The sequence below is a fragment of the uncultured Anaerobiospirillum sp. genome (assembly GCF_902485895.1).
Lineage (GTDB): Bacteria > Pseudomonadota > Gammaproteobacteria > Enterobacterales > Succinivibrionaceae > Anaerobiospirillum > Anaerobiospirillum succiniciproducens.
In genome coordinates this window covers 1-4,606 of the sequence record NZ_CABTML010000016.1, presented here as the reverse complement: position 1 = coordinate 4,606, position 4,606 = coordinate 1, and the positions used below count along the sequence as shown (strand labels likewise).

2 protein-coding genes and 2 tRNA genes are annotated in these 4,606 nt (G+C 42.9%); 1 reads left to right on the top strand and 3 read right to left on the bottom strand.

What is annotated here, in order from left to right; all coding sequences use genetic code 11:
• Positions 1 to 588 precede the first annotated feature (588 nt).
• Positions 589 to 2,022: a bifunctional D-glycero-beta-D-manno-heptose-7-phosphate kinase/D-glycero-beta-D-manno-heptose 1-phosphate adenylyltransferase HldE gene (hldE, locus tag RDO37_RS01730; RefSeq protein WP_308497899.1), complete on the top strand. Its 1,434-nt coding sequence runs from the start codon at positions 589 to 591 to the stop codon at positions 2,020 to 2,022.
• A 250-nt stretch (positions 2,023 to 2,272) separates the two neighbouring features.
• Here hldE and RDO37_RS01725 read toward each other — a convergent pair whose 3' ends face one another.
• The 3 genes from RDO37_RS01725 to RDO37_RS01715 form a co-directional block, all read right to left on the bottom strand.
• Positions 2,273 to 3,607: a TolC family outer membrane protein gene (locus RDO37_RS01725; RefSeq protein WP_027940290.1), complete on the bottom strand. Its 1,335-nt coding sequence runs from the start codon at positions 3,605 to 3,607 to the stop codon at positions 2,273 to 2,275.
• Positions 3,608 to 4,401: 794 nt separating this feature from the next.
• Positions 4,402 to 4,477: transfer RNA gene (locus RDO37_RS01720), tRNA-Ala, on the bottom strand.
• Positions 4,478 to 4,519: 42 nt separating this feature from the next.
• Positions 4,520 to 4,595, bottom strand: a tRNA-Ala gene (locus RDO37_RS01715).
• Positions 4,596 to 4,606: the final 11 nt, after the last annotated feature.

Below are 4,606 nucleotides of genomic sequence, written 5' to 3'. Positions count from 1 at the left end.
CTAAATTGATTTAGTTCCAAGATTTGCTAAACTTTTAATAAGGTATTTACGGACAAAATACTTTCTTATCTTTAAGTAATGATCCAAGAGCCATCTTATAATTGGGAGTATCGCTAATAGAAATTGATGGCGAAAAAGACCATATGCCCTATTTATAGATATAAATCCATCAGTACAGCCAAGTAAACTTATTAACAACCTGTAAACTGTTACTTCGAGACATATGCGCAAGGTTTATGGAGAATACCTAAGGCAATTTACTGTGGAACAAACGCTATGTAGTCAAGAGCTTACTGCCTAATTTCAATTGGAGATGATCCTCTATCTGTTTTGAGAGAATATATAGAAAATCAAGATCGACGGCTGTAATGTTAGTAAGATGTAGGCTTACATCTCCACCTAAACTCTTCTAGTTTTATAGGTGGAGAATTACGCCTATTTGTTAAAAACACAAAGCTATACAGGATAATTGGCAAATTCTGATATCATTGCGCTGTTATAGTTAATCGCAAGCAGTGCTTGTAGTGACTATAGATGTGCTCAATCACTCAGCAAAAGATATTTTGACTACTCTTAACAGGGGGATCCATGGAGATTAACAAGGTACCTGACTTTGGTGGAAGAGTTACCGTTATTGGCGATGTAATGCTCGATCGCTATTGGTATGGCTCATCTAGCCGTATATCTCCTGAGGCTCCAGTGCCAGTAGTCAATGTAGAACGTTATGAGAATCGTGCCGGTGGTGCTGCCAACGTAGCTTTAAACTTAGCAGCGTTAGGTATCAACTGTGACATTATCGGTATCGTAGGCAAAGATGAGCAGGGCGGAGTCTTAAAGGATCTGCTCAAGCAAAAGAATATTGAGCCACGCTTTTTAGAAGAAGAAAATCTTCCTACTATCACCAAGCTGCGTATTTTAAGCCGTCATCAGCAGCTCTTACGCGTTGACTTTGAAAAGGGCTACGAAAGTGTAGACCAGGGCCACTTGATGCAAACTCTGCGTCAGTCTTTACGTGACACCGATGTCGTTATTTGCTCTGATTACGGTAAGGGCGCATTAAGCTCTGTTCAGTCCATGATTAAGGAGTGCCGCTCTCGTAACATTCGCGTACTCGTTGATCCTAAGGGTACTGACTTTAGCCGCTATTCAGGTGCTCATCTGTTAACCCCGAACATGTCTGAATTTGAGGCAGTAGTGGGTAAGGTTAAGGATGATGAGGATTTAGAGCGTAAGGCATTAAAGCTCATCAAGGATGTAGGTTTAGACGCACTCTTAGTTACCCGTAGTGAAGATGGCATGTCTTTAATTGTGCCAGGCAAGAGTGCGCTGCACATTCCAACATATGCTCGAGAAGTGTTCGACGTAACTGGTGCGGGCGATACTGTAATTGCTACTTTAGCAGCCTGCCTTGCTAGTGGTTGTGATTTGCCAACTGCTTGTGCTGTTGCTAACTACGCTGGTGGTATTGTGGTTGGTAAGTTAGGTACCTCAACTGTTACCCCATCTGAGCTGCAAGATGAAGTCGTATCTCGTTACGGTAGCTGCATGCATTCAGGTGTAGTTACTGAAGATGAGTTAGTTGAGCAAGTTGCCCACTTAAAGCAGAAAGGTAAGCGTGTAGTTATGACTAATGGCTGCTTTGATATTCTGCACCGTGGTCATGTAGATTATCTGCAAAAGGCTCGCGCTCTTGGTGATGCTCTCATTGTGGCAGTTAACTCTGATGAGTCTGTACAGCGTCTTAAGGGCCCAACCCGTCCGATCGTGCCTTTAGAGAATCGTATGGACGTGCTTGCAGCCTTAGGCTGTGTCGACTTTGTAGTTCCATTTACCGAGGACACTCCACAACGTCTGATTGCTCGTGTTCTGCCTGATATCTTAGTAAAGGGTGGTGATTACAAGGTTGAGCAGATTGCAGGCCACAAAGAAGTGCTTGAAAATGGCGGCAAGGTTAAGGTGTTAAACTTCGTCGACAATTGCTCAACAAGCAATATCGTTAAGAAGATTCAAAGCCAGGCCTAAACTTTAGCAAAGTAGGCTTGCCAACCTAAACTAAGAGGGCGAGCGCTAGCTTGGCTATGGAGGCGCAGTATTAAAATGCGCCGGCTGTGCGGGCGCTGTTAGATGCTGGCGATAAAAAAAAGGGAGCTCCTGAAAAACAGGGACTCCCCTTTTTTTGAGGCTAAGATCTTTGATTCAAAGATGCATGAGCAAGCTTGGCTCATGCAATTGCCTCACAGATAAACAAGATCGTGCTGATCTTTGTATGAAATTACTTGGCTCTCTTAAGGCCAGTGTTAACCTGCTGCAGGTCGCTCATGGTCAGATCGCCCTGAGTATATAAGAGCTGTAAACGTGACATGATGAAGTTAAAACGAGCAGCAGATAAGCTCTTCTTTGCAGAGTAGAGCTTCTGAGTAGCGGTTAGCACGTCAGAAATAGTACGGGTACCAACATCATAACCTGCCTGAGTTGCATCTAAAGCACTCTGAGCTGACTTTTCAGTCTGCATGTAGGCACGTACAGAAGAAATAGCAGCCTGTACGTTGTTGTAGTTATTGTTAGCATCAGAAATCATAGTACGGTGAGCTAGTTCTAATGCCTCAGATGCTGCAACATAGCTGTGCTCAGCTTGTGAAACCTGTGAGGAAACTGCGCCACCAGAGAAGATAGGGATATTAAGAGCAACACCTACCTGAGCGTTATTGGTCTTACCCTCGGTAAAGCCAGCGCCTTCAATTGAGTAGTCATTGTCTACAATGCCAACAGAGCCCTTGAGATCTAAAGTAGGCTCGTGACCGGTCATAGCAAGCTTAACGGTATCCTTGGCAATATCACGGCTTACGATGCTAGCTTGGAGACCTAGGTTGTTCTTCTCAGCCTCTGCGATGATTTGATTAATAGTCTTGGTAACTGGCATTGGGCTAAAGCGAGTTGCGTCGAGCTCATTTAAGTTAGTTACCTGGCGACCAATTAACTTACGAATCTCTTCGTAGGAGTTAATGAGTACGTTCTCAGCAGAAATAACTTCTGCAGTAGCCTGATCATAAGCAGCCTGTGCTTCAAGCTGGTCGGTCTCTGCAATCAAACCTACATGGAAACGACGGGTAGCCTCATCAAGCTGACGCTTTAAAGCAGCCTGATTGGCCTTAGCAAACTTAACTGTATCCACAGCGTTTAATACTGAGAAGTAAGCAGTGGAGACACGTAAGATTAATTGCTGCTGGGCATTGGCGTAAATAAGCTCCTGACGAGCAGCATTCTTAGTGGAGATATCACGGTTTACCCATGAGCTGTGACGCCAGATAGCCTGAGATAAATCGATAGAACCTGAAGTAGTGCTAGTGTTATATGACTGGCTATTGTTACCAGCAGGATCGGTACGCTTGTAAGTATAGCTTCCAGTAGCTGACAGTTGTGGCAGTAGCGCTGCTGTAGCTTCATCAATAGCCGCTACGGCACGGTCTCTTTCAGCCTTAGCTTGAAGAACAACAGGATCTTTTTGATAAGCCTCGTTGTAGATATCTAAGAGATCTTCTGCTTGAGCACCTGAGGTAGATAAAACACCTGCTAGTGCCATTGCTAACATTCCGACTTTGAATCGCATTTAATAAACCCTGATCTTCAATACCATCAAGTCACAGCTTAGTGCACCTGACTTGATAAGTGACGTGCATTGTTACACTTGTTTGCACTACATGAGTCTAAGACTAGCCTATATTAATAATAGTACATGTCCCTTTGCTATGAATTAGCTTGGCATATGCATGCCACATATAGATGGTTTTAGCAGCTAAATCTTGCTAGTCCTTTAAGTAATAAGGCAAGTGGCCAATATACTAAGAGCCTATCATAAATCTAGCAGCTCGGATAACATTGGCAATTTAACACAACTTGCAGGTTAACCGATAAAACCCACTCAATCTATGTAATTTTGCACCAAATGGTGTTTTCTAGATGAGGTTGGCTAACTATTGGGCATGCTAAACCTTAAATCGAAACACATAAAAGAGGCTACACATCAATGTAGCTAAGACGCTCTAAAGAGTTGAATGATAATATAGTACAACTTGTTAGATAAAATTGTCCGATTTAATGAGTGGCATGTTAAGTCAACTTTTGCCAAAACAATATGAAAACGCCCTATATAAAGGTATTAACTGCTATATGAGCGTGGTCTATTCTATCATTTTTACTGACATTGATGTATGTATCTTGAGACAAAAATTTTGTAATTGCGAATGTTTACATGTAGCTGCAGCTGCTTGTAACGAATATGTTGCCTAGGATTGAAGATAGAGGACGGGAGAATTGGTGGAATGTAGATAGGATAGGGATTTGTTGCTATTGACTAGATACAACATAAAGATATAAAAAAAGACCAGTTAAGGTCTTGAAGTATGGTGGAGGTATACGGGATCGAACCGTAGACCCTCTGCTTGCAAAGCAGATGCTCTCCCAACTGAGCTATACCCCCACATAATCGGGTTTAAAAAGACCGCAAGGGTTCAAAAAATCGTGGTGGAGGTATACGGGATCGAACCGTAGACCCTCTGCTTGCAAAGCAGATGCTCTCCCAACTGAGCTATTCCCCCACAGAGTATTT